Source organism: Methylobacterium sp. 37f (genome assembly GCF_023093475.1).
In the GTDB taxonomy this organism is placed as follows: Bacteria; Pseudomonadota; Alphaproteobacteria; order Rhizobiales; family Beijerinckiaceae; genus Methylobacterium.
The window spans coordinates 27,694-52,641 of the sequence record NZ_JAGHKN010000006.1; the positions used below are offsets into that span (position 1 = coordinate 27,694).

General features: G+C 67.4%; 23 protein-coding genes. 9 read left to right on the forward strand and 14 right to left on the reverse strand.

The features are described 5' to 3' along the window. Positions 1–34: 34 nt before the first annotated feature. On the reverse strand, positions 35–328 hold the full coding sequence (locus tag J7U37_RS05875) for a hypothetical protein (RefSeq protein ID WP_247635106.1): 294 nt from the start codon (positions 326–328) through the stop codon (positions 35–37). A gap of 536 nt (positions 329–864) precedes the next feature. Here J7U37_RS05875 and J7U37_RS05880 point away from each other — a divergent pair. Both J7U37_RS05880 and J7U37_RS05885 read left to right on the forward strand, forming a co-directional pair. Further along, positions 865–1,077, forward strand: coding sequence for a hypothetical protein (locus tag J7U37_RS05880; protein WP_056182578.1), 213 nt, complete (start codon positions 865–867; stop codon positions 1,075–1,077). A 31-nt stretch (positions 1,078–1,108) separates the two neighbouring features. After that, positions 1,109–1,924 carry a hypothetical protein gene (locus tag J7U37_RS05885; protein ID WP_247635107.1) on the forward strand — a complete coding sequence of 272 codons (816 nt, stop codon included), beginning with the start codon at positions 1,109–1,111 and terminating at the stop codon, positions 1,922–1,924. 18 nt (positions 1,925–1,942) lie between these two features. Here J7U37_RS05885 and J7U37_RS05890 read toward each other — a convergent pair whose 3' ends face one another. From J7U37_RS05890 to J7U37_RS05900, 3 genes are all read right to left on the reverse strand, one after another. Further along, positions 1,943–2,539: a hypothetical protein gene (locus tag J7U37_RS05890; protein ID WP_247635108.1), complete on the reverse strand. Its 597-nt coding sequence runs from the start codon at positions 2,537–2,539 to the stop codon at positions 1,943–1,945. Then, positions 2,536–3,102, reverse strand: a complete 567-nt coding sequence (locus J7U37_RS05895; protein ID WP_244478356.1) for a DUF1214 domain-containing protein — start codon at positions 3,100–3,102, stop codon at positions 2,536–2,538. The genes J7U37_RS05890 and J7U37_RS05895 overlap by 4 nt, the downstream gene beginning before the upstream one ends. Before the next feature lie 180 nt (positions 3,103–3,282). Continuing rightward, entirely contained in the window at positions 3,283–5,511 is a 2,229-nt protein-coding gene (locus J7U37_RS05900) for a PBP1A family penicillin-binding protein (RefSeq protein WP_056182574.1), read from the reverse strand. Positions 5,512–5,817: 306 nt separating this feature from the next. Between J7U37_RS05900 and J7U37_RS05905 the strand changes: the two genes are divergently transcribed. Further along, positions 5,818–6,357 (forward strand): YcgN family cysteine cluster protein, encoded by a 540-nt coding sequence (locus J7U37_RS05905; protein ID WP_082504095.1) that lies wholly within the window; start codon positions 5,818–5,820, stop codon positions 6,355–6,357. A 7-nt stretch (positions 6,358–6,364) separates the two neighbouring features. Here the strand turns inward: J7U37_RS05905 and J7U37_RS05910 are convergent, their stop codons facing one another. From J7U37_RS05910 to J7U37_RS05920, 3 genes are all read right to left on the reverse strand, one after another. After that, the gene (locus J7U37_RS05910) at positions 6,365–7,378 is read right to left on the reverse strand and encodes a bifunctional riboflavin kinase/FAD synthetase (protein ID WP_247635109.1); all 1,014 of its coding nucleotides are present in this window, start codon (positions 7,376–7,378) and stop codon (positions 6,365–6,367) included. A gap of 71 nt (positions 7,379–7,449) precedes the next feature. After that, positions 7,450–8,679, reverse strand: coding sequence for a PepSY-associated TM helix domain-containing protein (locus J7U37_RS05915; RefSeq protein WP_247635110.1), 1,230 nt, complete (start codon positions 8,677–8,679; stop codon positions 7,450–7,452). Beyond that, the gene (locus tag J7U37_RS05920; protein WP_247635111.1) at positions 8,676–10,727 is read right to left on the reverse strand and encodes a TonB-dependent siderophore receptor; all 2,052 of its coding nucleotides are present in this window, start codon (positions 10,725–10,727) and stop codon (positions 8,676–8,678) included. The genes J7U37_RS05915 and J7U37_RS05920 overlap by 4 nt, the downstream gene beginning before the upstream one ends. A gap of 362 nt (positions 10,728–11,089) precedes the next feature. Between J7U37_RS05920 and J7U37_RS05925 the strand changes: the two genes are divergently transcribed. Beyond that, entirely contained in the window at positions 11,090–12,343 is a 1,254-nt protein-coding gene (locus J7U37_RS05925) for an adenosylmethionine--8-amino-7-oxononanoate transaminase (protein ID WP_247635112.1), read from the forward strand. A gap of 168 nt (positions 12,344–12,511) precedes the next feature. After that, a complete protein-coding gene (locus J7U37_RS05930; protein ID WP_244478353.1) occupies positions 12,512–12,898 on the forward strand; it encodes a response regulator in 387 nt (128 codons plus the stop codon). Positions 12,899–12,912: 14 nt separating this feature from the next. Here J7U37_RS05930 and J7U37_RS05935 read toward each other — a convergent pair whose 3' ends face one another. Genes J7U37_RS05935 through rfbF form a run of 5 tightly spaced genes read right to left on the reverse strand, consistent with a single transcriptional unit; the run spans position 12,913 to position 17,539 of the window. Further along, positions 12,913–13,818 (reverse strand): NAD(P)-dependent oxidoreductase, encoded by a 906-nt coding sequence (locus J7U37_RS05935; protein WP_247635113.1) that lies wholly within the window; start codon positions 13,816–13,818, stop codon positions 12,913–12,915. Further along, positions 13,815–14,345 (reverse strand): dTDP-4-dehydrorhamnose 3,5-epimerase family protein, encoded by a 531-nt coding sequence (locus J7U37_RS05940; RefSeq protein ID WP_056182551.1) that lies wholly within the window; start codon positions 14,343–14,345, stop codon positions 13,815–13,817. Before J7U37_RS05940 ends, J7U37_RS05935 begins: the two co-directional genes overlap by 4 nt. Positions 14,346–14,349: 4 nt before the next feature. Continuing rightward, positions 14,350–15,606, reverse strand: coding sequence for a class I SAM-dependent methyltransferase (locus J7U37_RS05945; RefSeq protein WP_247635114.1), 1,257 nt, complete (start codon positions 15,604–15,606; stop codon positions 14,350–14,352). Positions 15,607–15,632: 26 nt separating this feature from the next. Next, a complete protein-coding gene (gene rfbG / locus J7U37_RS05950; RefSeq protein WP_247635115.1) occupies positions 15,633–16,739 on the reverse strand; it encodes a CDP-glucose 4,6-dehydratase in 1,107 nt (368 codons plus the stop codon). A gap of 32 nt (positions 16,740–16,771) precedes the next feature. After that, entirely contained in the window at positions 16,772–17,539 is a 768-nt protein-coding gene (rfbF, locus tag J7U37_RS05955) for a glucose-1-phosphate cytidylyltransferase (RefSeq protein WP_247635116.1), read from the reverse strand. Positions 17,540–17,884: 345 nt separating this feature from the next. On the opposite strand from rfbF, the gene J7U37_RS05960 reads away from it, so the two are divergent. After that, positions 17,885–18,469 carry a MarR family winged helix-turn-helix transcriptional regulator gene (locus J7U37_RS05960; RefSeq protein ID WP_247635195.1) on the forward strand — a complete coding sequence of 195 codons (585 nt, stop codon included), beginning with the start codon at positions 17,885–17,887 and terminating at the stop codon, positions 18,467–18,469. Between the two features lie 111 nt (positions 18,470–18,580). Here the strand turns inward: J7U37_RS05960 and J7U37_RS05965 are convergent, their stop codons facing one another. Continuing rightward, positions 18,581–18,865: a hypothetical protein gene (locus J7U37_RS05965; RefSeq protein ID WP_247635117.1), complete on the reverse strand. Its 285-nt coding sequence runs from the start codon at positions 18,863–18,865 to the stop codon at positions 18,581–18,583. A 932-nt stretch (positions 18,866–19,797) separates the two neighbouring features. Beyond that, complete coding sequence (locus J7U37_RS05970) at positions 19,798–20,064, reverse strand: hypothetical protein (RefSeq protein WP_247635118.1); 267 nt, start codon at positions 20,062–20,064, stop codon at positions 19,798–19,800. Positions 20,065–20,456: 392 nt separating this feature from the next. Between J7U37_RS05970 and ileS the strand changes: the two genes are divergently transcribed. The 3 genes from ileS (at position 20,457) to J7U37_RS05985 (ending at position 24,831) form a co-directional block, all read left to right on the forward strand. Then, on the forward strand, positions 20,457–23,438 hold the full coding sequence (gene ileS, locus J7U37_RS05975; RefSeq protein WP_247635119.1) for an isoleucine--tRNA ligase: 2,982 nt from the start codon (positions 20,457–20,459) through the stop codon (positions 23,436–23,438). 49 nt (positions 23,439–23,487) lie between these two features. Beyond that, on the forward strand, positions 23,488–23,982 hold the full coding sequence (lspA, locus tag J7U37_RS05980) for a signal peptidase II (protein ID WP_056182534.1): 495 nt from the start codon (positions 23,488–23,490) through the stop codon (positions 23,980–23,982). A gap of 210 nt (positions 23,983–24,192) precedes the next feature. After that, the gene (locus J7U37_RS05985; protein ID WP_056182530.1) at positions 24,193–24,831 is read left to right on the forward strand and encodes a hypothetical protein; all 639 of its coding nucleotides are present in this window, start codon (positions 24,193–24,195) and stop codon (positions 24,829–24,831) included. Positions 24,832–24,948 lie beyond the last annotated feature (117 nt).

Below are 24,948 nucleotides of genomic sequence, written 5' to 3' on the forward strand. Positions count from 1 at the left end.
GTCCCGACCGTGATGCGGCGTGCCGGACGGCACCTTACTTCTGGGATTTTCCACCGCTACGGCGGTCATAGTCGCCGATGGCGGCTTTGCACTCGGGGGACAGCCGGGAGCGGTTGCGATCCATGCAGCGCTCCGCGTCCTGGCTGTTGGGATCGACGCCGGCGCAGAGGCGGAAGTAGTCGTTGGCACATCCGAGCTGAAGCCCTTGGTCCTCGCGCTGGGCCTGGGCCGGGCTGACAGCCATCATCAGGAGCGCGAAAGGCGCCAGGCGCAGGGCCGCTTTGAGGCCCCGATTCGGGCTTGAGAGTCGGGAGATAACCACGCGCATCCGGCGGTGTCCTTCAATCGGAAATGAAATGGCGTTGGGGTGATGGGCGTTCGCGAAAAGTACGACCGTTCGATCGGAAGCGACACGGCATATCGGGCGCGACCCGCCCTTAGCAAGCGCCTCGACCGCCGCGTGTTCCGTGCGTTCGCTCCCGGATCGATCAGGGCCACTAAAGATCCGCGCATGGTCCGCCGAACAAAAAAAGCCCCGCTCGCCGGGCGAGCAGGGCCGAGTACAAGGGAGGAAATGCCCGCCATGGGCAGTCCCGGGGGTGCAAGTCGCGGGCCATACGGACGAAGTGGCTCCGTTGCCTGGAAGCCACGCTGGTCCGGTCCCCTCATGGCCAGTCGGGGAAGACGGTGTTGGCGGCAGCATCGCAAGGTTCCGTTAACCACCCCATGCTGATCTCTGCCGGCACCGCCGCGATACCGGAACGGCCCGGATGCGGTGAGGGCAGGCCTGATGACGGCTCGCTTCAGAGATCGAATGGAATCGGAACCAAGCCGATGAACTCTCCCCGGATGAACGCGCCTCGGATGAACGTCAAACGGTCGCCCGAGACGGGCGGCACCGAGCGCCATCCCGAGCGCCAGACAGCCCAGGTGGTGCCCTTCGCGGGACCTGCCCGCCGCTTCCGGCGTGCGGACGCGGATACTCCGCGCGGTGCCATCCTGCTCTTCACCGGCATCCGCTACGAGCGCATGCCCGAGCCGGACGCGCCCGCCCCGCGCCTGCGTCGTCGTTCCTGACCACGAACTGCTCCGTTCCCGGAGGATGCCTTTGTTCCGAACCGGATGCTTCCTCGCGCGACGGCCGCGCTCCCGGCATCTGACGCCCCTCGCGATCCTGGTGCTTCTGACCGGTTGCGCGCAGCAGGGCGATTTCGGACGTCCCAAGGCCGGCGCCTGGAACAGTCTGGTCGAGACCACCGGAACTCTGGCCGCGCAGGAACGCGAGGAGCCGGCCTCAACCTTTCCGTTCACCGACGAGGAGCGCACCCTGCGCGACCGTGCTTGGCGCTTCCTGATGCCTGCGGCTGGGCACGAGGCCTTCACGGACGCCCTCGCCAACCTGACCCGCACCCGTGTGCTGCCCCCGTCCTGGCGCACCGATGATCCCGCGGCCTACCACGATATCCTGATGGCGGAGGCCTTCCGCTCACCGGTCTCGCGCTACCGGCGGCTGTCGGAGGATATCGGCGCCGATGCGCGGCTGATTCCACAATTCGTCGCCCTGGCCGTTCGGGTGAAGGACGCCGATGCCTTGCGCCTTCGCAGCCTGCCCTTCGCCAAGAGCCTTGACGACGGCGATGTGCGCCAAGCCGCCATGCGAGTGGCCGAGAACCGCTGCCTGATCGCCTGGGTTCGACTTGAGACCCGACGGCGCGCCGGGCGCTACCGCTACGCTCTGGAGCATTTGGTGATCGAGGCGCCGGGTCCGGAGCTCACGGCCGTGGCACAGGCCCTGGCGGCCCTCAACGGCCGAAATCCCCTGCTCGACCCCCTGGTGCCCCCGGAGGCCGAGGCGCGATGCGGGCTCCTGCCGGAGGTGATGGTCGAGGTAGCGGCGGCAAAGCCGATCGTCGCCAAGTACTGAGCAGGTTCTGGGGCTGCCTTAGCCCCCGGTCTTCTCATCGGCTGGGCTGTCAACCGTGCAGGAGACCGCCTGCACAGCCGCATCCGCGGTCGCGCGCTGACTTGGAAGCGCCGCGATGATCCGCACCACCACAAAGCCCTTGGCGTCGGTGGCGACGATGCGGACATCGTGGCTCACCTCGTCCTCGTCGGCATTGGCGAGCGCCTCGTCGTACTGGGCCCGCGTGAGGACAACCAGATCGAGGGCACCGCGCACGGCCGCCTGATCGGTGACCGCATAGAAGGCGCCACGCGGCCCATGCACCGCCAGGGACAGCATCAGGGGACCGGTGCGGGCAGAGACCCGCATCGGTCCCTCGGTCAAATCGAAGGCGCACAGGCCGACCGCGACCGCAGGATCGGGGATCGGCAGCCATGCCTCAACGGGGGGCGGCGCGTCACCGGTCGCCACCGTGTTCACCGGCATCGGATGGTCGAGGCTCTCTCCCGATCGTGCCCGGGAGAGAGCATCTCCCTCCGCCAGCCTCGGGATCAGCAGCACCGTGGCCACATGCACGAGGCCGGCGATCACCAGCCCCGACAGTGTGGCGACCAGAAAGCGTCCGCGCGGCGTCATGGGGCACATCCGGTTCGGGTGACGGCCGGTACCGCCGAGCGGTCCAGGTTGCCGGCACTGGCCGCCACGGGGGTGTCGTAGAGACGGAGCGCCAAGCGCACAGGACCCTTCGCGCGGGGCATCGGCAGCCAGTTGCCCGGCTGCACCTCGGGCGAAAGCGTGATGGCAAAATGCCCGTCGGTCTCGCGCAGGATCTCCGTGGAGGTGAAGCCTTCGCGCATCGGTGCTGCCTCCGAATCACGCGGCCCGCGCCCGGCGACCGTCACCGTCCAAGCGCGAGCGGGCGGCGTCACGCCCGCCACTTGATAAGTGCACGCGGCGTCGAGGGTCTGCCCGGACTCGTCCTGCTCCGCGGTCAGCAGCATACCCTCGCCGATCGCCAGGGGGATCTCGCCCCGCCGGGCGTTGACCGCGCGGGCGTAGGGGTCCGCGCCCACAGAGCCGATCTTCGGCCAGGCCGTCCAGGCTCCGACCGGGACGCCCCCGAACGGATAGCCGCCCCGCGTGGCGTAATCGGCGGTGGCCAGCCCGATTCCGGCGCCAAGCGCCAGGGCGTAGAGCATCAGCGTCACGGTCGAGGCCCGGCGCACGCCGCGTCGCAGAGGTCCGGCAAGGCGCCCGGAAACTCCGCTCCGCAGCGGGCCAACGGTGCCTGTGCTTGTTGGCTGGGAAGCGGGCGGGCGGGTCTGGTCCGGGCGCAATCGCGCCACCGTCTCGGCCAATGTCATGCGCATCATCGCCAGTTACGGGGTGCCGATGCGGCCGCCAGCGCGGGTTCCCTCCGCCACCGCGCCCGGTACGCTTGCGGGCTGGAGGGCAGAGGTCTTCTCGGGCGCTCGCTCCACTTGGCGGAACAGGCCGTTCATGCTGCCAATGACCTCGAAGGACCGTCGCGAAAGCTTGCCGGCCGCACTCGCCGCGGCGTTGACGGGTGCCGCGCTCGGGCCGGCCTGGGCCACCGCGCGGCCCGGATCCTTCAGGCCCGGCATCGGCTTCAGCTCGATGCCCTGGTGTGCGACTTCCATGACGTCATGCCAGGTCATGGCGGGCAGCGAGCCGCCGGTCATCTTGTTGGTGGAGGTGTGATCGTCGTTGCCGAACCAGACGGCGCCGACATAATTGCCGGTGTAGCCGACGAACCAGGCGTCGCGATAGGCATTCGTGGTGCCGGACTTGCCCGCCACCTTGATGCCCTCCAGCGCGGCGCGCTTGCCGGTGCCTTCCTCCACCACCTTGGTGAGCATGTAGTTCATATCGGCGACCACCTGGGTCGAAAGCACCTGCCGCATCGGCTCGTCGGCATGGCGATAGATCACCTCGCCGGACGAGTTCTTCACCTCCATCGCCGCGTAGGGCTTGGCCTTGCGACCGCCATTGGCGAACACCGCGTAGCCGGCGGCCTGATCGATGACGTTCACCTCGGCCGAACCGATGGGCAGGGAGACGGAATCGGTCAGCTGCGTGGTGATGCCCATAGCGTGGGCGGTCTCGATGATCTTCTTGCGCCCGGCGGCAGCCGCCCGGGCCTCGTGCGAGATGCCCATCGCCTTGCCGAGCGCTATCGAGACCTGAATCGGGATGGTGTTGATGGATTTGGCCACCGCCACGGTCAGAGTCGTGGCGCCCGAGAACGAGCGTCCGTAGTTCTGCGGGCACCAGTTGCCAATGCAGACAGGCCGATCGACGACGCGGGTATCCGGCCGATACAGGCCCGCGGCGAGGCCGGCCGCGTAGACATAGGGCTTGAACGACGAGCCAGGCTGGCGCAGCGCATCGGTGGCGCGGTTGAACTGGCTCTCGCCGTAATCGGCGCCGCCGACCATCGCCCGCAGCGCGCCATCGGGGTCGAGGATCACCATCGCGGCCTCGTCGACCTCGTACTGATCGCCGAGCCGGCGCAGGGTGTTCTGCACCACCTCGTCGGCCCGCCGCTGGATGGTGAGATCGAGCGGCGTCTTGACGGTGAGTACCCGGTCGCTGCGGAAGCGGCCAGCGTCGGCCATTTGCTTGATCTCGCCGAAGGCCCAGTCGAGATAATAGTCCGCCGTGATGTCGCGGGTGCGCGTTACCGGCGTCGCAGGGTTGCGCAAGGCCGTCTGGATCTGGCCCTCGGTGAGGAAGCCGGCCTCGACCATGTTGTGCAGCACATCGACGGCACGGGCGCGGGCCGCCGGTAGGTTCACATGGGGGGCGTACTTGGTCGGCGCCTTGAACAGGCCGGCCAGCATCGCGGCTTCGGCCAAGGAGATGTCCTTGAGCGGCTTGCCGAAATAATAATCCGCCGCCGCCACGGCGCCGAAGGTGCCGCCGCCCATATAGGCGCGGTCGAGATAGAGCTTCAGGATCTCGTTCTTGGAGAGATGGCTCTCCAGCCAGAGCGCCAGGAAGGCCTCGTTGATCTTGCGCTCAAGCGAGCGCTCGTTCGTGAGGAACAGGTTCTTGGCGAGTTGCTGGGTGATCGACGAGCCGCCCTGGGTGTTGCCCCCGCCGCGCGAGTTCGACACCAGCGCGCGGGCGGTGCCGATGGGGTCGATACCCCAATGCTCGTAGAAACGCCGATCTTCCGTCGAGACCAGGGCCTTGATCATGATGTCGGGAAAGTCGTCGAGCTTGAGCGAATCATCGTGCTTGATCCCGCGCCGCCCGACTTCGGTGCCGTAGCGGTCGAGGAAGGTCACCGCGAGATCCTGGGCCTTGAGCCAGTTGTCATTGGTCAGGTTGAAGGCGGGCTGCGCCAGCGCCAGCATCAGCACGGCCCCGCCGGTGCCGAGGGTCACCGCCTCGCTGGTCAGGTCTAGGGTGACGCGCTTCCAGCCCCGCACCGCGAACACGTTCATGCGCTCTTGGAATCGCTCGTAGGTCTCGCCTGCCGAGCGGCCGCCATCGTACAGGCTCGCGTTCACCCAGGCATCAAAGGCCAGGGCGGCGTGCTTGATCCGCGTCGTCAGCGAGGTCGCTTTGGGCAGGCGCACCTGAGTTCCAGTCCTTCCGTACCCGGCGCCGGCACGAGGCCGGGTCACGCGATCCTAACAACACCTGCGCCCGGCCGCGAGGCTTCGTTGCTGACAACGCCTCGGCAAGGCGCAGAGTCCCGGCGTTGTGGACGATAACCTGGTCTTAACCTTGACGTCGGATTGGGGCGGGTCGGTGGCATCGGGAGGCTTGACTCCGCGCTGCGACGTCGTGCCTTGCGCCGGCAACGCTTGCCCGCAGGTCGGCGTTGCGGCACAGGAACGGATCACCCGGATTTTCGCCGCTCCCAGCCCAAGGTGTTCCCCATGCGGGACCGCTCGGCCGCGCGTTCCCAGACGCCGCAGGCCTTCCCCGAATCCCCTTCCGCCTCGGTCGACGAGCCGTTCTGGCGCACCAAGAGCCTGGAGGCGATGTCCCCGACCGAATGGGAGAGCCTGTGCGACGGTTGCGGCCGCTGCTGCCTCCTCAAGCTCGAAGACGAGGACACGGCTGAGGTCTATCACACGGATGTCGGCTGCACTCTCCTCGACGGCCATGGCTGCCGCTGCCGCGACTATCCGAGGCGCCAGAAGCGGGTGCCCGATTGCGTGCGCCTGACGCCCGAGGCGGTCCGCACGATCCCGTGGCTGCCGCCGACCTGCGCCTATCGCCTCATCCGCGACGGTCAAGACCTCTACGCTTGGCATCCCCTCGTCTCCGGACGCGCCGCCAGCGTGCACGAGGCCGGCATCTCCGTGCGGGGCCGGGTTTCCGGCAACGAGGAGGAGTTCACCGCCGACGAACTGCTCGATCGGATCGTGACCTGGCCCAACCGCACGCCCGACACCGAGGACGAGGCGGATTGATCGAGGGTCAAGCCTCCAACATCGACGGGACGGGGTTCTTGGCGATGATCCGGCGGGCTTCCGCCGCATCGCAATGCATCTGGACGATCAGGGCCTCGGCCCCGTCGAAGCGTACCTCGCCCCGGATGTAGTCGAGAAACTCCACCGCGATCGTCTGGCCGTACAGGTCTCCGGAGAAGTCGAACAGATTGACCTCGAGGAGAGGAGCGCCGTCGTCGAAGGTCGGCCGTCGGCCGTAACTGGCGACTCCGTCCGTCACCCGGCCATCCGGCAGGCGCACCCGTACCGCGTAGATGCCGTGAGCGAGTCCGCAATCCGTCAGCGCCACGTTGGCAGTGGGATAGCCCAGGGTACGCCCGCGCTTGTCGCCGTGGCGGACCTCTCCGGAGACGAACCAGCGATAACCGAGGAGCGCGTTGGCCTGCGCCACCGCGCCCTCGGCCAGGGCCGCCCGGATCGCGCTCGACGAGACCGGTTCCGCGCCTGCGCTCAGGGCCACGGGGGAAATGATACGGCAGGTCAGGCCGGCCTGCGTACAGAGGTCCGCGAGCACGGCCGGCGTGCCCTCCCGGCCCCGGCCGAAATGGAAGTCGTGGCCGATGACGACCCCTGACACTCCGAGGTCACGCACCAGAAGCTCCTCGACGAAGTCTCGGGCGCCGGTGCCCGCCAGGGTGGCGTCGAAGCGGCGTACGATCAGGCCGTCGAGACCGAGATGCGCGAATACGATCTCCTTAGCCAACGCATCGGTGAGACGGAACATGGGCAGGTGCGGCGCAAAATAAGCGCGCGGATGCGGCTCGAAGGTGAGCGCCACCGCTGGGCGACTTGCTGCCTGCGCCGTCTCGCGGACGGCGGCGATCAGAGCGCGATGGCCGAGATGCACCCCGTCGAAATTGCCGATCGCCGCGATGGCGCCAGCGATGGCGGGCGGTACCGGCTCGTCCTCGCGGCAGATTGTGAAGGGTCGCGCACGCGCGGATGCGGCGGGCGGGACGGCAGATTCGTCGCCAGACGACATCGGATCTCGACGGTTGCAGCAGACGGATTGGGCGCTGTGGCGGCGGAACCTGTCGAAATCCGGCCAGGGGGTCAAGCGCGTGGCCTGAGCCCGGAGGTCGCGGCGGCGATCGGCGGGGCCGAGGACCGGCGCCGGGCCTTCGCCTTGCGCCGCCCGATATAGAGCAGCAGCCCCGTCACCAGGAAGAGCGGCATCAACAGGGCCGCGATGAGGAAAATCGGCGGTCCGAGGGGGCCGAAGAAGCGGCCGCTATGCACGTCGAGCATGGTGCCGGCGATCCGGACGCCGAGCGGCCGTTCCCCACCGATCTCGCGCACCAGGATGCGCCCGGTGGCCGCCTCGATCCGGGTGTCGTCACGCCAGCCGTTCGGATTCTCCGAGCGGATCCGCACGGGACCCGTGAAGCCTGCCGGGAGGAGCAGGGTGGCGCGGATGAAATGGCCGTCCTCCACCGCGCGGAAGGCCGCCCAGGCCGTGTCGAGGGAGGGGGCACCGGGGGCGCCCAGGCCTTCCTCCTTCCGGTCCAGCGGCGGCTTGCTCTCAGAGCCGACCGACCGCGGTTTTTCCATGCCAGACTGCGGCTTGCCATCCGCCATCCGGGTGATGGTCTCGCCGCGCGTCAGCAGGGCGGTGACCACGTTGCGATACCCGTCGAAGGACCACCACAGGCCGCTCAGGGCGATGATTAGATAAATCGGCAGCACCCAGGTGCCGGCCACCGAATGCAACGACCAGTAGGTCGGCCGACCCCATTGGCGGAGGTTCGGCTTCAGCCAGATTCGCCAGGACATCACCTTCGGCCAGCGCAGGTACAGGCCGGTGCAGAGCAGCATGAGGAGAGCCAGCACGCTCAAGCCCGTCAGCGTCCGGCCCCAGCCCTTGCCGTCTCCCGGAAGAAGGAGCCAGCGGTGCAGGCGCCGGATGGTGGCGAACACCGTCTCCGTCCGCGCTGCGCCCAGGACGGTCCCGTCATAAGGGTCGAGATAGAGCGAGGGCGGACGCTGGTCGGTGGCGGGGTCGCGGCCGAGGCGCATCATCGCGGTGGTGCCGGGCTCGGCGGACAGCGTGAGGTTCACCACCGTGCCGCGGTGCTGGGCGTGGAACCGGGCGAGGAGCGCATCCGGCGTGAGCAGGTTTTCCGCCCGGGGCGCGACCCGGATCAAGTCGGCGTCGACGAACGCGCCGATCGCATCTTCGTAGCTCAGGAGGGCGCCGGTCACGCCCGCCACCGCGAGGATCAGTCCGGCGCCGAGACCCAGCAGCCAATGGATCTGGAATAGGATCGCGCGAAGGCGCCTCACCAGGCCACCCGTGCGGTCACCAGGGCCTGGAACGGTTCGCCCACGGCGACCAGCAGGTTGCTCGCCCCCGACGAGGCATAATAGGTCTCGTCGAACAGGTTCTTCAGGTTGAGCTGGACCGTGGTCGGCAGGCCGTTCACCTGGGTCCGGTAGGCCAGGAAGGCATCGCTGACCACGTAGTCCGGCAGGCTGAAGGTATTGGCGGCGTCGCCGGGCCGCGCCCCGACGTAGCGGGTGCCGAAGCCGACTTCGAGGGAGCCCGGCCCGAGGCGGGTCGAGCCGAATTCCATCGCCTCCGCGACGGCGCCGAGCTGATGGGTCAGGAACAGCGAGGCCGTGACCCGCGGCGTGTTCTGGAGTTCCTTGCCGACGAGAACCGGATCCTCCGTAACGACGGCCTGGGTGAAGCCGTAGCTGCCGATCACGGCCCAGTCGGGACGGATCTGACCCGCGAAATCGAGTTCGAAGCCGCGCGAGCGGACCCGGCCGGCGGTGGAGCCGAAGCGGTTGCCGTTGACCACCTGGGTGATCAGCACGTTGCTTTTCTCGGCGTCGAACATCGCGCCCGTGATAAGGAGCCCCTCGGCGACCTCCGCCTTGACGCCGACCTCATAGGCTTCGCCCTCTTCCGGCAGCAGCGTGCCGGTGACGTCGAGATCGGTCACGTTCGGGCGGAAGGATTGCGTGTAGCTGCCATAGAGCGAAAGGTTCGGCGCGAGCTTGTAGACGAGACCGGCGCGCGGCACCGGCTTTACACCGTTGATCGCGGTCGAGATGACGGCCGGGCGTCCCGCATAGGCGAGCTGGTCGTAAATCTGGGCACTCATCCCGCCAACCAGAATGAGCCGGTCGGTGAGGTGAAGAGAATCTTGCAGGTACAGGCTGGTGTTGCTGAGACGATCGCGGTTGTTGCTGGACGCGAGCGAGATCCGGTCTGAGGCGCCGAGCAGACCGTAGAGGGGATCGAACGGGTCGAAACCGCTCACGTTCGGCCCGCGCACACTGGTCTTCCGGTAGTAATCAATCCGTTCATACATCACGCCGGCCAGGAGGTCGTGACGCAAGCCGAAGGTATCGAAGCGTCCGATCAGGTCGAGGCGCGCAACGTTCGCGTTGAAGTCGCCTCCGCGCGTCGCATCTGCCCGGCGCGTCAGAAGACGCGTATTGGCGTTGTAGGAGACCGGCCGGATCTGATTGTCGTCGTAACCGAGGTTCGAATAGCTGTAGCCGAGATGTAGCTTCCAATCCTCGTTGAACCGGTGGTCGATATCGATCGTGGCGAGGTGGCTCATAGCCTCGACCCGGCTCACGCGCTCGTCGAAGCGGCGGTCGCGCGGCACCCACAGGGGGCGGCCGGTGCGCGGATCGAAGGTAGTGCCCCGATCGAATGGGATGGTGTAGTGCGCGAACTCGTAGCCTACCGTCACGCTGGTGTCGTCGCCGCGCCAAGTCACGGACGGGGCCACAACCTGTCGGCGGATCTGTCCGAAGTTGCGCCAGTATTCATAGTCCTGGAAGTCACCAATCACGCGGTAGGCTAGGTTGGTGTCCTTGACCGGACCAGTGAGATCGGTTTGGACGAGGCCGCCGCCGAAGCTCGTCCCCGTCAGCTCAAGAGACCCGCTCGGGGTGAATTCCGGCCGCTTCGAGACGAGATTGATGAGGCCGCCAGGCTCGGAGATGCCGTAGAGGAGCGAGGCCGGCCCCTTGAGCACCTCAACCCGCTCGATAGAATGGTTGAAGTTCTGCTGTAGGACGGTGCGGCGCCCGTCGCGCAGGATCGAGCTGTCGCGGGAAGACCCGAAGCCACGCCTGATCACGGCCTCTTGCGTGCCGCCGAGACTGTTGGTCTGCACGACGCTGCTGACATTGCGCAGGGCCTCGTCGAGGCTCAGGACCCGCTGGTCGCGCAGGACGGCGTTCGGCACGACTGCGATGTTGGCCGGCGTATCGAGGAGAGCGGTCTCCGACCCTGCCCCGAAGCTCGTGCGCCGGGGGGTGTAGCCGAGAACGCCGCGACTGTCGCCGGCGATGTGAATCTCTTCCATTGCGACGTCCGAGAAGTCCGGCTGCTGCGCAGATGCGGACCCCGCGTGAAGCAGAAGGGCTACGCCTGAGAGCAACCCCGTCGCTCCCGCGGCTGCGCGGCTTGTGGAACGGCTGTGCCGGCGACGGCGGACGTGATGAGGCATGATCGCTCCAGATTGAGGCTCGATCTTCCGTAGGATAGTCTTTTATATTTGACAATATATCGGTGATATATTGGAATTAGTCTATTATAATCTGACTTATATCTCAAAATATAGATATGTTTCGCAAAATAAGCTGAATGCCAGATGGTCCCATGCCGCTGTCAGGCCCACCTCCAGATCTTGACCCTTCCGTTGCGCGAGCCCATCCCGGTCCGGCTATGACCGACCCGCGCACGCACCATCTCTGGCGGCCCTATACGCAGATGCAGACGGCGGCTCCCCCGCTGGAGGCTGTGCGGACGCATGGCTCCCGCATCGTCCTCGCCGACGGACGCGAACTGATCGACGGCATTGCTTCGTGGTGGACCGCCGCCCACGGCTACAACCATCCCCACATCCGCGCCGCCGTGGCCGCCCAGCTGGAGGCGATGCCGCACGTGATGTTCGGGGGGCTCACCCACGCGCCGGCCGAGCGTTTGGCGGCCCGCCTCGCTGGCCTGTTGCCGGGCGACCTTGATCACGTCTTCTTCACCGATTCCGGCTCGGTCGCCGTCGAGGTCGCGCTGAAGATGGCGGTGCAGATGTGGGTCAACCGGGGGATCGCCGGGCGCACCCGCATCCTGGCGTTTCGCGAGGGCTATCACGGCGACACCCTCGGGGCGATGTCGGTCTGCGATCCCGACGAGGGCATGCACCGGCGCTTCGGCGCCTACCTGCCGGCCCAGGTTTTTTGCGATCTACCAAGGACAGCGGTGCAGGTCGCCACAATGGATGCCCGCATGGCCGCCGAGCGCGAGACCCTGGCGGCCGTCATCATCGAGCCCCTGGTTCAGGGCGCCGGCGGTATGCGGATGCACGCTCCGGACGTGCTGGCGACCGTCGCCCGCCTCGCGAAGCGCCATGGGCTGCCGCTCATCGCCGACGAGATCTTCACCGGCTTCGGACGCACCGGCACCCTGTTCGCCTGCGAGCAGGCCGGCATCGTGCCGGACATCCTGTGCCTGTCGAAGGCACTCACCGGGGGCACCATGGCGTTGGCCGCCACGATCGCCACGAGGGCGGTGTTCGAGAGCTTCCTGTCCGACGACCCCGCCGCCGCCCTGATGCATGGGCCGACCTTCATGGCCAACCCACTTGCCTGTGCGGCGGCCAATGCCAGCCTCGATCTGTTCGAGCGCGAGCCGCGCCTGGAGAAGGTCGCTGCCATCGCGATGGCTCTGGCAGAGGGCCTGGAGCCGCTCCGGTACCTGCCCGGGGTGGCTGACATCCGCGTTCTTGGGGCGATTGGCGTGGTCCAGTTCCGGCAGGCCCCGGATCTCGCCGATCTTAAGCGCCGGTTCCTCGCGCTGGGGACCTGGGTTCGCCCATTCGGCGCCATCGTCTATCTCACGCCCGCACTTACCATCGCGTCCGAGGATCTGGCGCAACTCCTCGCGGCCATGCGGGCGGTGGTGACGGAGACCACCGCCTGATCGCGGCGGGTTCGGTCCGGCACGCCTTGCAACCCGCGCCCGCGTTGCTCGTTGGGACTACGTTGCGCTGGCCCTGTGTTCTGAACCGCGTCGTGCAAGCCCGGTGGGGCGCGACGATCCTGGTTCCGGGCAGGGCCTGCGGCCAGACAGGCTGGAGGGTGCATCGTGGTGGATGAGGCGACGAACGCGAACGACGATCGGCCGGTGATCCTACTGGTGGAGGACGAAGCCCTGACGATCATGGACCTCGGCGACGTCCTCGAGAATGGCGGCTACGAAACCGTGCAATGCGCCTCGGCAGAACGTGCCCTCGGCATCCTCCAGGCCCGCCCCGACATCTGCGGCCTCGTCACGGATGTCGAACTGTCCGGCAAGACCAACGGCTTCGAGCTCGCTACGGCGGTGTCCGAGGCTCGTCCCCAACTGCCCATCGTGATCGTCTCGGGCCGCGCCGCGCCCGACCCCGAGCGGATGCCGAAGGGGGCCAAGTTCATCGCCCGACCCTGTACCGGCGAGGACATTCTCTCGCAGCTCAAGGGACTGCTGCCCTGCTGATGGGTTGCTGAACTTCAGGCCGTCGGGCTGCTGTGCGCACGCCACCACGCGACCGTGTCGTCGAGTCCGCGCTCCAGGCTGAAGCGTGGGCGGAAGCCGATGGCTTCAGTGAGAATCCGGGTGCCCGCTTCGATGGCTGCCGGTTCTGTCGGGTTCAGGAGCCGGGCACCGTAGGCGAGGTGCTCCGCATTCCCGATCCGGGCGGCGAGACCATCGAGAAGTGCGCGCACCGGAACGGCCGTGCCCGAGCCGATATTCACCGGTCCAGTAACGTCGCTCGCCACGAGAGCGGCCAACGCGGCGGCCGCATCCGCGACATGCAGGAAGTCGCGGCGCTGGTGCCCGGTCGAGGTCGGGAACGATGTCTCGGTCATCAGTGCGTGGACCGCATCTGAGACGAGGCGTCCGCGCCGCTCGCCAGGACCGTAGAGGAAGAAGAGCCGTCCCCAGGCGAGGCGGATGCCATGGTTCTCCGCATAGGCCGTGAGGATGCGCCGGGTCCCATCCTTGGCCGCACCATAGAGGGTTGCGGGCTGGCACGGGGTCGTTGCTTCGTTGAATCGGGATGCGCCCCACGCGTATTCGGCACAGGTGCCGGCGCCGACGAAGCGCCGTCCGCCCTGCGCTGCGAAGGCTTTGGCGAGGTCCAGGGTGGCGGCGACCCAGTCGAGATTGCTGGCGGAGGTCCAGTACCGGCCCGGCTCCGCGTCCCAGGCGAGATGCAGCAGGTGGCTTGGGCGAAGGTCCGCGATCAATGCGCGGCGCTCGTTCTCCACCAGCAGGTCGGCCGTGTGCATCGCCGTGCCGCCGAGCGGACGGCGGCCGACACCGTGCACCTCGAAGCCCAGGGCCTGCAGGGCCGGAACTGCGTGGCGGCCGACGAAGCCGGTGGCGCCGGTGATGAGGACACGGCCCGTCACCGGACCCAGTCCGGGTAGGTCAGGTCGCGCTCGGCGATCACCGTGATGGGCTCCGGCCAGGCGACGTCCAGGGCCGGATCGTTCCAGCGCAGGCCTCGGGCGCTGCCGGCCACGTAGGGCCGATCAATCATATAGAGCACTTCCGTGCCGTCGCTGAGGGCTTGGAACCCATGGCCAAAACCCGTGGGGATGTAGAGGGCATGGCGGTTCCGGGCGTTCAGCTCGACCCCGTAGGCCTGCAGGTAGGTCGCAGAATCTGGCCGCAGGTCGACGATGACGTCGTGGATCGCGCCGGCCGTGCAGCGCACCAGTTTGGTCTCCGCGTGCGGCTCTGCCGAGAAGTGCAGGCCCCGCACGGTCCCGCGCCGAGCGTTGTAGGAGATGCTGGATTGCGCGAAGGCGCCGATCAGACCCTGGGCGGCGAAATCATCCGTGCAGGCGGTGCGGGCGAAAAAGCCGCGTGCATCGGCATGGGGTTCCGGGACGACCCGATACGCGCCAGCCAGCGGCAGGGCCTCGAAGCGCATCCGCTCAGAACACCGAGAGGCGCGGGATCGCGGTGACGAAGCGCCCGCCCCAGTCACGGATCGTCGCCATTTCGCTGGCGATTTCGTCCTTGAGGTTCCAGGGCAGGATCAGGACGTAGTCTGGCCGCATCGCCAGCAGCGCCTCTGGCGAGACCACCGGGATGCGGCTTCCCGGAAGGCGCGTGCCCTGCTTGTGCGGGGAGCGATCGGCGACGGCCCCGACCAGTTCGGGGCCGATGCCGCAGTAATTGAGGAAGGTGTTGCCCTTGGCTGCCGCTCCGTAGGCGCAGACGGTCCGATGCGTCAGCCGCAGATCCGCCAGGAAGGTCAGGGTGGCGCACTTGATAGCGACCACATCCTCCGCGAAGGCGGCGTAGCCTTCCGGATCGAACAGCCCGCCCGCCCGCTCCTCCGCCAGCACCCGTGCCACGGCGTCGGTCTCCGCATGGGCCGCTGCCGCATGGCAGAAGAACACCCGCAGGGAGCCACCATGCGTCGGCCCTTGCTGGACGTCGAACACCCGCAGGCCGTGCGCCGCCAAGATGTTCGAGACGACGCCGAGGGAAAGATACGAAAAATGCTCGTGATAAATGGTGTCGAACTGGCGCTCCTGGATCATCCGGAGGAGGTGCGGGAACTCGAACGTACCAACTCCCTCGGATTTCAGTAGAATCCGGAAACCTTCGACGAAGTCGTGAATGTCGGGCACATGGGCGAGCACGTTGTTCGCCGCCATCAGGTCGGCCGCGTGACCGTCCGCCAGCAGGCGGCGGCCGGTCTCCTCGCCGAAGAATGCGACTTCGGTGGGGATGCCGCGCTGACGGGCCACTGCCGCCACGTTGGCAGCGGGCTCGATTCCAAGAGCCGGGATGCCGCGGGCGACGACCGCTTGCAGCAGATAGCCGTCGTTGCTCGCCACCTCCACGACCTTGCTGACAGGCGAGAGCGAGAAGCGCGCCTGCATCGCTGCTACGTAGGCCTCCGCATGGGCGATCCACCCGGCCGAGAAACCCGAGAAGTAGGCATAATCGGAAAAGATCGCCTCCGGGGTCTCGAACGCCTCGAGCTGCACGAGCCAGCAGGAATCGCAGACATAGGCATGGAGCGGGTGGAACATCTCACCCCGGTTCACCCGGTCCGCCGGCACGTAGGCGTTGGCCAGCGGCGACAGGCCGAGATCGGCCACGCTTCGCTGGAGGGCGGCTCCGCACGCCCGGCAGGTGCGTGACGGGCCCGCAGAGGTCGTTTCAGAGGCATTCATGTCTGGAACCGTCATATCCGACATCGTCATCCGCTGAGCGCCTCGTAGGCCTCGATCTGCGCCAGAGTCAGGTCGCGGGCCGAACCGCCATCGGCCTCGGCGCGATGCCAGGCGGCGGTCCAGGCCAGGGCCGCATCGAGGCGCAGACGCCGGTCCCAGCCGAGATAGGTACGGGCCTTGGCGGAATCGACCTTGAGGAAGGTGGCCTCGTGCGGGTGGATCGCCGGGGAGAGGTGCCACAGGGCATCCGCCCCCCAGGCCTGGGCGAGTGCATCGACGAGGTGGGCCACCGGCCGGCAATCCTCGTCAGCCGGCCCGAAGTTCCAGGCCTCGGCGTAGCGTGGCCCGTCCGCACCCGCCAGGCATTCGGCGAGGCGGAGATAGCCGCTCAAGGGTTCGAGCACGTGCTGCCAGGGCCGGGTGGCATGGGGCGCCCGGATTTCGACGGACTCCCCGCGGGCGAAGGCGCGGACGATATCGGGCACCAGCCGATCCTCCGACCAGTCGCCCCCTCCGAGGACGTTGCCCGCCCGCGTGGTCGCGATCCGGCAGTCGCGCTCGGCAAGGAAGGCGGTACGATAGGCCGCTGCCACCAGTTCGGCGCAGGCCTTGGAACTGCTGTAGGGGTCGTGGCCGCCCAGCGCCTCCGTTTCGCGATAGCCGTAGGGCCATTCGCGGTTTTCGTAGGCCTTGTCGCTCGTCACCACCACGACGGCCCGCACGGAGGGCGTCGTTCGCACCGCATCGAGCACGTGGGCGGTGCCCATGACGTTGGTGGCATAGGTGCCGAGCGGATCGCGATAGGAGGCACGCACCAGCGCCTGGGCCGCCATGTGGATGACGATCTCGGGGGCGGTGGCGGCGAGGCAGGCCCGTACTGCGTCCACATCGCGGATGTCGCCGAGATGCGAGTCCATCCCGGCGCCGATACGGGCCGCCTCGAACAGGTTCGGCGCGCTTTCGGGCGGAAGTGCCAGCCCGCTGACGCGGGCCCCCAGGCGCCCCAGCCATAGGCAGAGCCAAGCGCCCTTAAAGCCGGTCTGACCAGTGACGAGCACCCGCCGGCCGGCCCAGAACGCGGGATCGGGATTCGGGTCGCGGGTGCGCGGCAGGGGGAAGGGCGAAGGCTGCACGCTGAAAATCGATCTCCAGGGGGGCGACGAGACTACCAGCACTTCCAGGGCGGCGCCTCGCTCGCCCACAGGGCTTCGAGGTGGTTCTTGTCGCGCAGGGTATCCATCGCCTGCCAGAACCCGGTGTGGACGTAGGCCGCGAGCTGCCCGTCGGCGGCAAGGCCCTCCAGGGGTTCTGCTTCCCACACCGTGCCGTCCCCCGCGATCCGGTCGAAGACGCGCGGCGAGAGTACGAAGAAGCCGCCGTTGATCGTCGCTCCGTCCCCCGCCGGCTTCTCGCGGAAGCGGCGGACCTTGCCGGCTTCTAGATCCAGCGCCCCGAAGCGGCCAGGCGGTGTCACCGCCGTGAGGGTGGCGAGCCTCCCCTGCGCCTTGTGGAAGGCAGCGAGCGCGGTGAGGTCCACGTCGGCGACGCCGTCGCCGTAGGTCATGAAGAAGTCGTCGTCACCCAGATAGGCGCGCACTCGCTTCAACCGCCCACCCGTCATGGTGGTTTCGCCTGTCTCGATCAGCGAAACGCGCCAGTCCTCGGCAGCGCTGCGGTGAAAGTCGACGTCGCCGCGTCCGATGTCGATGGTGACGTCGGAGAGGTGTAGTCGGTAGTTCAGAAAGAACTCCTTGATAACGTAGCCCTTGTAGCCGAGGCAGATGATGAATTCGCGCACCCCGTGAGCGGCGAAGATCTGCATGATGTGCCAGAGGATCGGACGACCGCCGATCTCCAGCATGGGCTTGGGCCGCGTCACTGTCTCCTCGGACAGGCGTGTACCAAGACCGCCTGCGAGGATGACTGCCTTCATGGGGTCCTGAACGGTCTTCGCGGGGCCTGGAACGGGCGCCGGAGCGGCGTTTCCGCAAGGTTTAGTTGAGGGGATGGGCTTCGTCCAGGCGTGGGGCCGGCCGATCGATGAGCCGGCTTTTCCGGTCTCTTGCGGGCTCGCCCGGGGCGCCTGTCATCGCAGCTTCACATGGGCCGGTCATGCCCGGGCCTGAGAGGATCATCCCGGTTGCTCGTGGATGCATCCGGAATGATGGGCGCGGGCAAGGAGCCATCGCGCTAGGGTCGAAGAAGAGGACGTGCGATGTGGGCGGCTGACGAGCGCGGGACGGCCGAGCCTGGCGAGGGCGGCCTGACCCGTGCGGCGATGGCGTCGCTTCCCGGAGCGGGAAACGACAGGGAGGGCGAGCGCAGCATGGCGAAATCCGACAAGCGCCTCCGTCCCCCGGGCGCCAAGAGCGTCGGTTGGGCCCTGGTCCAGGCCGCGCGCCTGCACCGGTCCCGTATCGGTGACCGCTTGGTTGCCCTCGACCTCTTCGCCGGTCAGGAGCAGGTGGTGCAGGCGCTGGCCGCCGCCGGGACCATGACGATGGGGGATCTCGCCGCGATGCTGCGGGTGCGCCCGCCCACCGCCTCCAAGACGATTTCGCGGCTCGCTGCCCTCGGCTTCGTGGAGCGCCGGGCCGAGGCCGGCGACGGCCGCATCGTGCGCGTGCGGCTTACCGAGACGGGGCTGGCCAAGGCTGCGGCCATCGAGCGGCTGTGGGATGATGTCGAGGCGGAACTCCTCGATGGGTTCGACGGCAAGGAGAAGCGTCGGCTTCGCAAGCTCCTGCGCAAGGCCGCCCGCAACCTCGCCGAGGCGTCCGGCGTCACCGGTCACGAGGTCGAGGGCGATTCCGAGATGGATGAGGAGGAGTCGGATTCGCTGGTGGTTCCGGAAGCTCTGTAGACGGGCCGCCCTATGGGTCGGAGACCGCCGTACCACCCAGCAGCCGTGTGCGCTCAGGACAGCCTCTCCGACCTCCTGCACGACCCGAGGCCATCAAGGCTGCAAGGGACCCTATGCCGGCAGGTGCGGCTTGGCGTTGACAGCCTCGGGTTTGGCTTTGCGCATCATACCAGACCCCGCATGAACTGCCCGTCGGCGCCGCAGGAAGCGGTTGCGGTTCCGCTCGATCAGGCGCGCCAAGTGGGTGGCGGCACGATCGAACAGCCATAAGACCCCGCAGATCAGGATGGTGATGGTGCAGGTGAGGCCGATCACAAGGCCCCAGATCCCGGGAGCCGGGAGAACCATCAGGCAGACCAGCCCAAAGGTGGCAAGTAAAGGCACGGCCTTCGTCATGGATCGCCCTCCGAAGGCGGCACTCGTACCTCTCGCTTGCACCCAACATTCTTAAGGCTTTGGGGCCGTGGTGCGCGAAATCGCGCCGATTTCAAATGTGGGTGAATATCGGGTTTCACGTCCCGTGCGATCAATCCCTTCCGGTTCTCCCTTTCGACTCCTGCTGCCATATGTGACGCTAGGTCCAGCCCGGTGCAGCTATGCGTGAATGCGGGAATGCGGCCCTGCTTTGAAGCTCCGCGTCACAGGACTGACGCTGGGCCCCACGGCTTTGGCCGAGCGGTGCGCCGAGATTGGGATCGAGTCGTTGGGGATCGAGTCGAGGGCCGCCGCGCTCCGGAAAGGGTGCCCGGACGGCATCGCGCTGACGTGCGGTGCCGGGCCTTCTTCGCCTGCCTCGACGCGTCGGCCGAGACGCTGGCTGGTCTGAGGCGACCCACTGCTCTCGACCGTCATGCTCTACGCGGTGAACGTCTTCCTGGTCTTGTTGGTCCTGAACCCGCTGTGAGCGCCCGGTGTGGCCCAGACGAATCGGTTCGGTTTCTAGGTCCTGCGCGCGCTGCTGCGGTTCGGATCGACGGCCCTCAGCTTCCGGACCTTGCGCAAGCTCCAACTCGCCGAAACCCTGTCGACCGGGTTCGCCGCGCCCCTGATTGGCACGCTGATCACCGGACCGCTACTCGGCGGATGGTCGATTCAGCGCCGCCTTGCCGCTCGGCCTCTTCGGCACGATGGGGCATTGGCGTCTGGTGCTCGCCCACGCCTGGGCGCCCGCAAACGTGCTGGCGTCCTTGATATCCATCCAACTGCTCTGACCGTTGGCGCTGGGTTACCTGATATTCGGCGACGTGCCGGACCGATGGACACTGATCGGTGCGTCCATCGTCATCGGCTCCGAGCCCTACTCTCCTGGCCCAGAAGCGGCGCTCCGCTCAGCGGTGACGGCGATGGTGGGAATGGCCGCGCGACTTCATGCGCGTGCGATAGGCGCGGCGGCCGGGATCGATGCCGAGCGCCCCGTTCACCGTGCCGACCGCGCCTCCGACCGCCCCGCCCACGATGCCGCCCACCGGACCGGCGACCCGATCGCCCTCGGCGGCTCCCCGGCGCATTCCACCGGGCAGGCCCTGTGCTTCGGCCGTGCCCGACATGGCGAAGGCGGACAGGACGAGGCTGGCGGCGAGCAGAGCTTTTCTCATGACGGTGTCTCCCAATGACGCCGCGTCTCGGGCCATCCTTCAACCAGGACAGGTCCCGAGCGCGCGAGAAACAACGGCCGAGCTTGGAAAAGGTGGCATCGAAAGTTCGGGCCGAACGTGCGGGAGGTCGGAAAGCTCGCTAGTCTCAGGTCGATGCCGCTGCTAGAAGCCGCCAGATGTGCGTTGATGGTGATCCGCGCGGGTGGTTCGGCGTGCCGGACCGGACGACCCGGTCTCGAATTATGAGCCCGGCCTGCGCCTGAGGGCCGCCATGGCGGACCCGATGCGAAGGCCGGGAGGGCGATCACTCGCCTCCGTTCCGCTGGCCCTGGGGGCAGATCGCCCACCGACCGCCCGACACCGACCCGTGCCGAAGACCTCACAGACATCCCATGAGCGACCAGACCTCCCCCCCCGTCGTGCCAGCCCGCGACTATTCGAAGACCCTGTTCCTGCCTCAGACCGAGTTCCCGATGCGGGCCAGCCTCCCGGTACGCGAACCTCTGCTTCTAGAGCGATGGGCCGCCACCGGCCTCTATGGACAGATTCGTGCTCAGGCAGCCGGCCGGCCGAAATTCGTGCTGCATGACGGCCCGCCCTACGCCAACGGCAACATCCACATCGGTACGGCGCTGAACAAGATCCTGAAGGACGTTATCGTCCGCGCGCAGGGCGCGCTCGGCTATGACGCCAACTACGTGCCGGGATGGGATTGCCACGGCCTGCCGATCGAATGGAAGATCGAGGAGCAGTACCGCGCCAAGGGCCGCAACAAGGACGAGGTGCCGGTCCTCGAATTCCGCCAGGAGTGCCGGGCCTTCGCGGGGCAGTGGCTCGACATGCAGCGTGAGGAGTTCAAGCGCCTGGGCGTCACCGGTGATTGGGATCATCCTTACGCCACCATGACGTTCCCCGCCGAGGCCACCATCGCCCGCGAACTCATGGCCTTCGCGATGACGGGTCAGCTCTACCGCGGCTCGAAGCCGGTGATGTGGTCGGTGGTCGAGAAGACAGCTTTGGCCGAAGCCGAAGTCGAATACGAGGACGTCGTCAGCGACGCGATCTTCGCCGCCTTCCGGATCACTGACGGCGCTCCGACGGAGCTTGCACCGGCACGGGTGGTGATCTGGACCACCACGCCCTGGACCATGCCGGCCAACCGGGCGGTCGCCTATTCTAAGAAGGTCGCCTATGGCCTCTACAGGGTCACGGCAGCCGCCGACGACAACTGGGCCAAGGTCGGCGACGCCTATGTCCTTGCGGACACGCTCGCCGCTTCCGTCTTCGCCAGCGCCCGCGTCGAGACCTTCGAGCGCCTGCGCGACGTCGCGCCGGCCGAACTCGCCGGCCTGACCCTAAGCCATCCGCTCGCCGCTCACGTGCCCGGCTACGACTTCGCCGTTCCGCTCCTCGATGGCGAACATGTCACGGACGAGGCCGGTACCGGCTTCGTCCACACGGCGCCGAGCCACGGCCGGGAGGATTTCGAGGTCTGGATGGCCAACGGCCGGATGCTGGCTGAGCGCGGCATCGACACCCGCATCCCCTACACGGTGGATGCCGATGGGATGCTGACCGACGAGGCGCCCGGTTTCACGGGAAAACTCGTCTTGAACCACAAGGGCGAGAAGGGCGACGCCAACAAGGCGATCATCGCTGCGCTCACCGATGCGGGTACCTTGGTGGCGCGTGGCACGCTCAAGCATAGCTACCCGCATTCCTGGCGATCGAAGAAGCCGGTCATCTTCCGCAACACCCCACAATGGTTCATCGCGATGGACCGCCCAGTGGATTCTCTCGGCAACCGAACCCTGCGTGAGGTTGCCGTCCAGGCGATCGAGGAGACCCAATGGGTACCGCCGCAGGGCAAGAATCGCATCAACGGGATGGTCGCCAACCGGCCGGACTGGGTGGTCTCGCGCCAGCGCGCCTGGGGCGTGCCGATCACGGTCTTCGTCAAGCGCGGCACTCACGAGGTGCTACGCGATGAGCGTGTGAATGCTCGCATCGCTGCAGCCTTCCAGGCGGAGGGCGCCGACGCCTGGTTCACCGATGCGGATGGCGCCCGCTTCCTCGCCCCGGACTACGATCCGGCGGACTATGAAAAGGTCACGGACGTCCTCGACGTCTGGTTCGATTCCGGCTCGACACATGCCTTCGTGCTTGATGATCCTGAGCAGTTTCCAGGTCTCTCCGGCATCAAGCGCCGCCGCGATGGCGGCACCGACACGGTGATGTACCTTGAGGGCTCAGACCAACATCGCGGCTGGTTCCAGTCGTCATTGCTGGAATCCGCAGGCACTCGCGGACGCGCGCCCTACGACATCGTCCTGACCCACGGGTTCGTACTCGACCCCAAGGGCCTGAAGATGTCGAAGTCCAAGGGCAACGTCGTCGCGCCACAGAATGTCATCAAGGATTCCGGTGCCGACATCCTGCGCCTGTGGGTTGCGGCCTCCGACTATGCCGATGACCTACGCATCGGGCCCGAGATCATCAAGACCTTTGCTGAGACATACCGTAAGTTGCGTAACTCGCTGCGATGGATGCTTGGCTCGCTGGCACATTTCGAACCCGGCACCGAGATCGCCCATGCGGACTTGCCCGAACTGGAGCGGCTGATCCGGCACCGCCTCTCCGAACTCGACGGCGAGATCCGCGAAGCCTACGCGACCTTCGACACCAAGCGGGTGGTGGCACTCCTCAACGGTTTCATGACCGGCGATCTCTCGGCTTTCTACTTCGATGTCCGCAAGGACGTGCTCTACTGCGATCCTGCCTCGTCTGCGGTGCGCCGGGCCGCCCTACAGGTTATCGATGAGACCTTGCGCCGGGTTACGATCTGGCTGAGCCCTGTCCTGGCCTTCACGGCCGAAGAGGCGTGGCTCGACCGCTACCCATCCGAAACCGACTCGGTCCATCTCCAGATCCTTCCGGAGACGCCGGCCGCTTGGCGGGACGACGCTCTGGCGACGCGCTGGCAGACCATCCGCCGCGTGCGCCGGGTCGTCACCGGCGCCTTGGAGATCGAGCGCACGGCCAAGCGCATCGGCGCAAGCCTCGAGGCGGCGCCTACCGTGTTCATCGCGGACTCGGCGCTCCGGGCGATCGTCGAGGGCGTCGACTTCGCCGATATCTGCATCACGTCCGCCATCCGGATCACGGACGGGGAAGGCCCGGCGGAGGCCTTCCGCCTCGACGATGTGCGAGGCGTTGCGGTGGTGCCGGCCCTGGCCGAGGGCCGGAAATGCGCCCGGTCCTGGCGGGTGACGCCCGAGGTCGGCAACGACCCGGACTATCCCGACGTGACCCCACGCGACGCCCGCGCCCTGCGCGAGTGGGATGCCGCCCAAGCCCACACGAGTGCCGCGTGAGCCAGCGTCCGCAGCACCCCTTCCCCCAGCCAGGGGGGAGGGCCAAACCATGCACGTAACTCCTTTCCGCCTCGGCCTCTGTGCCCTTCTCCTGACCCTGATCCTCGACCAGGCTTCGAAGCTTTGGCTCTATTTCGGCACCGATCTGGTGCTGACCCAGCCCTGGCGGCTCACGCCCTTCGCCGAGTTCCTCGTCGTCTGGAATCGGGGCGTGTCCTACGGGATGTTTCAGCAGGAGGGTGGCCTCGGCCGCTGGGTTTTGGTGGGGGTGTCCTGCCTGGCGGCCCTCGGCCTGATCTTCTGGATGCGGCGAGCGGAGACGCGTCTGCTCGCCATCGCCCTCGGGCTCGTGGCAGGCGGCGCCATCGGCAACGCCATCGACCGTACGGCCTACGGTGCGGTGTTCGACTTTGTTCACCTCCACTGGCGCACTTGGTCCTGGTACGTCTTTAACATCGCCGATGCGGCCATCGTCGCGGGCGTTGTTGGCCTCATCCTCGACAGCCTGCGGCCGGTACCCCGGCGCACGGGTTCCAGCCTTTGAAACAGGATCGGCATTTCTAGCCGGCCTGTGATCCGTAAGTCACAGTCGGAATCGTTGTGCGGCCGAGGCTGGTACGCAGCGGTCAAGGCGCCATACGATCGCCTGAAACCCAGGTCAGGCCGACAGGGTCGGATCAGGATCGCTGTACACAAGGCGACCATCCGGGCTCGGGCAACCGGGACCCACAACCGGGCGGAGAGCGGGGATAGCATGATCGGGCATCGCGGTTTGCTGTTGGTGATAGCGGGTGTTCTGACCGCCGGGAGCGCGCAGGCGCAGCAGGGCGTCTTCATGCGCGATGCTCTCAGCAACATCGGCCTCATCGAGCCCGAGAAGCCCGCGATCACCTATCGCGAGCGGGCCCCTCTCGTGATGCCGCCCAAGCTCGACGGCAAGGCCCTGCCGGCCCCGCGCCAGCCCGAAGCTTCGGCCCAATGGCCGAAGGATCCCGAAATCGTCCAGCGTGAGCGCGAACGCGAGGAGGCTAAGAAGCCCATCGCGCGAGGTGCACAGGGCCGGATGAACGACAACAACATGACCCTGTCGATCGACGAGATGCGTGGCGGGCGCCGCGCCAGTGCCCAGACCCGTACCGAGCCGGGGCGCCCCGAAGGCGAGAACGATGACCGGAACTCGTTCTGGTCGAACCCCTTCGGCCTGCGCTCCGCCGAAGTCGCTGAGCCGTCGGCTGTCGAGCCCGATCGCGACGTGCTCACCGATCCGCCCAATGGCTATCGCAAGCCGCCCCGTAAGGTTGCCAAGACCAATGGCGACCCCGTGAACAATCCCTACCGCGAGCGCGAAGAATCCGATCCGGGCGCCTATGTGCGTGCGCGCTCAGCGAACTGAACTCCGGGTCAGTCTCGGCGCCGCGCAGGGTGCGGGCGTCGCGAGAGAACCCGTTTCCTGCCCCTCCGACGCACCCCCGTGGCGTGGAGCCGGCGCAATGCCAACATGACGGATGGC

Bases quoted from the DNA above. Each gene is read 5' to 3' on its own strand.
- J7U37_RS05875 (WP_247635106.1), bottom strand. From the start codon at position 328: ATGCGCGTGGTTATCTCCCGACTCTCAAGCCCGAATCGGGGCCTCAAA.
- J7U37_RS05880 (WP_056182578.1), top strand. From the start codon at position 865: ATGAACGTCAAACGGTCGCCCGAGACGGGCGGCACCGAGCGCCATCCC.
- J7U37_RS05890 (WP_247635108.1), bottom strand. From the start codon at position 2,539: ATGACGCCGCGCGGACGCTTTCTGGTCGCCACACTGTCGGGGCTGGTG.
- J7U37_RS05895 (WP_244478356.1), bottom strand. From the start codon at position 3,102: ATGCTCTACGCCCTGGCGCTTGGCGCCGGAATCGGGCTGGCCACCGCC.
- J7U37_RS05905 (WP_082504095.1), top strand. From the start codon at position 5,818: ATGCGGGACCGCTCGGCCGCGCGTTCCCAGACGCCGCAGGCCTTCCCC.
- J7U37_RS05910 (WP_247635109.1), bottom strand. From the start codon at position 7,378: ATGTCGTCTGGCGACGAATCTGCCGTCCCGCCCGCCGCATCCGCGCGT.
- J7U37_RS05920 (WP_247635111.1), bottom strand. From the start codon at position 10,727: ATGGAAGAGATTCACATCGCCGGCGACAGTCGCGGCGTTCTCGGCTAC.
- J7U37_RS05925 (WP_247635112.1), top strand. From the start codon at position 11,090: ATGACCGACCCGCGCACGCACCATCTCTGGCGGCCCTATACGCAGATG.
- J7U37_RS05940 (WP_056182551.1), bottom strand. From the start codon at position 14,345: ATGCGCTTCGAGGCCCTGCCGCTGGCTGGCGCGTATCGGGTCGTCCCG.
- J7U37_RS05945 (WP_247635114.1), bottom strand. From the start codon at position 15,606: ATGAATGCCTCTGAAACGACCTCTGCGGGCCCGTCACGCACCTGCCGG.
- rfbF (WP_247635116.1), bottom strand. From the start codon at position 17,539: ATGAAGGCAGTCATCCTCGCAGGCGGTCTTGGTACACGCCTGTCCGAG.
- J7U37_RS05960 (WP_247635195.1), top strand. From the start codon at position 17,885: ATGGCGTCGCTTCCCGGAGCGGGAAACGACAGGGAGGGCGAGCGCAGC.
- J7U37_RS05965 (WP_247635117.1), bottom strand. From the start codon at position 18,865: ATGACGAAGGCCGTGCCTTTACTTGCCACCTTTGGGCTGGTCTGCCTG.
- J7U37_RS05970 (WP_247635118.1), bottom strand. From the start codon at position 20,064: ATGAGAAAAGCTCTGCTCGCCGCCAGCCTCGTCCTGTCCGCCTTCGCC.
- ileS (WP_247635119.1), top strand. From the start codon at position 20,457: ATGAGCGACCAGACCTCCCCCCCCGTCGTGCCAGCCCGCGACTATTCG.
- lspA (WP_056182534.1), top strand. From the start codon at position 23,488: ATGCACGTAACTCCTTTCCGCCTCGGCCTCTGTGCCCTTCTCCTGACC.
- J7U37_RS05985 (WP_056182530.1), top strand. From the start codon at position 24,193: ATGATCGGGCATCGCGGTTTGCTGTTGGTGATAGCGGGTGTTCTGACC.